Raw genomic sequence first — 1,527 nt, 5'->3', positions numbered from 1 at the left:
GACAGGGTTGTCTATCACGCGCAGATGGCCGAGGAGGCCGGTGAATTCGCCTTCCCGGATGTGGTGCAAGCCATCACGACGAAGATGATCCGCCGCCATCCGCATGTCTTCGGCGACGAGAAAGCCCGCAACGCCGGCATGGCCAAGGGCATGTGGGAAGAGATCAAGGCCGAAGAGAAGGCGGAGAAACGAAGCGCCCGCCTCGCGCGTGGTCTCGATCCCGAAGACAACGGCAAGGGGTTTCTGGACAGCGTGCCGGTCGCCCTGCCCGCACTGACCCGGGCGCTGAAACTTCAGGAGAAGGCCGCCCGCGTCGGTTTCGACTGGAGCGAGGCGGCGCCCATCCTCGACAAGATCGAGGAAGAGATCGGCGAATTGCGCGAGGCGCTGGCAAAGGGCGACACCGCCTCGATCAAGGACGAGTTCGGCGACATGCTGTTTGCCGTCGTCAATCTCGGCCGTCATCTCAAGCTCGATTCCGAAGCAGCGCTGAGCGGCACCAACGAAAAATTCCGCTCGCGCTTCCACTATGTCGAACAAGCTCTGGAAAAATCCGGCAGCACGCTGGAAAAGGCTGATCTGGCCGAGATGGAAGCGCTCTGGCAGGAAGCAAAGACCGCGAAGTAATCTCTCTTTCGGGCAATTCCGGACGGAAAACCGCTATACACTTTTTCCTGGAATTGCTCCGGATTACCCGTTGTTTTTACGACGCAATCTGCTTTCGATCTCTTCGCGGGCGCTTTGCGTGGCCTTGAGCGAGATGGTGGCGCTGCCGTCATCATTGTCGCTTCGCGAAACGACATCGCCATTGCGGTAAAGCCAGTCGACAAGGCCGAACTGGGCCGGCTCGATCGTCACGGTGAGGTCTTCGAGTTCGCCCGCCATCCGTGTTTCGATGATCGCCTTCAGCGCATCGATGCCCTCGCCGGTCACCGCCGACACCGCAATCGGCGGCGCCTTGTTGGCGTCGGCGCCGTCTGCAAGCAGCCGGGTCCGGTTGCCTTCGTCGAGCCGGTCGATCTTGTTCCACACTTCTATCACGCGCTTGGCGTCGCCGGCGTCGACACCGAGGTCGGCCAGGATGCGCTCGACATCTTCCGCTTGTGCAGCAGTGTCCGGATCGGAAATGTCGCGCAGATGAAGCACAAGATCGGCCTCGACCACCTCTTCCAGGGTGGCGCGGAAAGCCGCGATCAGATGCGTCGGCAGGTCCGAAATGAAGCCGACCGTATCGGAGAGGATGATCGGCGTGCCATGTGGGAGGCGCACGCGGCGCAGCGTCGGGTCGAGCGTGGCGAACAGCATGTCCTGCGCCAGCACATCCGCCCCGGTCAGCCGGTTGAACAGCGTCGACTTGCCGGCATTGGTGTAGCCGACGATCGCCACCACCGGGAACGGCACCTTCCTGCGCTTGGCGCGGTGCAGGTCGCGCGTGCGCCGCACCGTTTCCAGCTCCTGCTTCAGCTTGATGATCTTTTCCTGCAGCTGCCGCCGGTCGGATTCGATCTGCGTTTCGCCGGGGCCCCC

General features: G+C 62.4%; 2 protein-coding genes. One reads left to right on the top strand and one right to left on the bottom strand.

Annotation, left to right across the window (positions count from 1 at the left end; all coding sequences use genetic code 11):
- Positions 1-627 (top strand): nucleoside triphosphate pyrophosphohydrolase (gene mazG / locus EN893_RS25505; RefSeq protein ID WP_128361864.1); only part of this gene is annotated, 627 nt, incomplete at its 5' end.
- A 63-nt stretch (positions 628-690) separates the two neighbouring features.
- Here the strand turns inward: mazG and hflX are convergent.
- Positions 691-1,527 (bottom strand): GTPase HflX (gene hflX, locus EN893_RS39470; protein ID WP_245490905.1); only part of this gene is annotated, 837 nt, incomplete at its 5' end.

Origin of the sequence: Mesorhizobium sp. M7A.F.Ca.CA.004.04.2.1 (assembly GCF_004022825.1) — a bacterium.
Lineage (GTDB): Bacteria > Pseudomonadota > Alphaproteobacteria > Rhizobiales > Rhizobiaceae > Mesorhizobium.
Note: the sequence above shows the minus strand (reverse complement) of the source record. Positions and strands in the feature narration are given on the sequence as shown.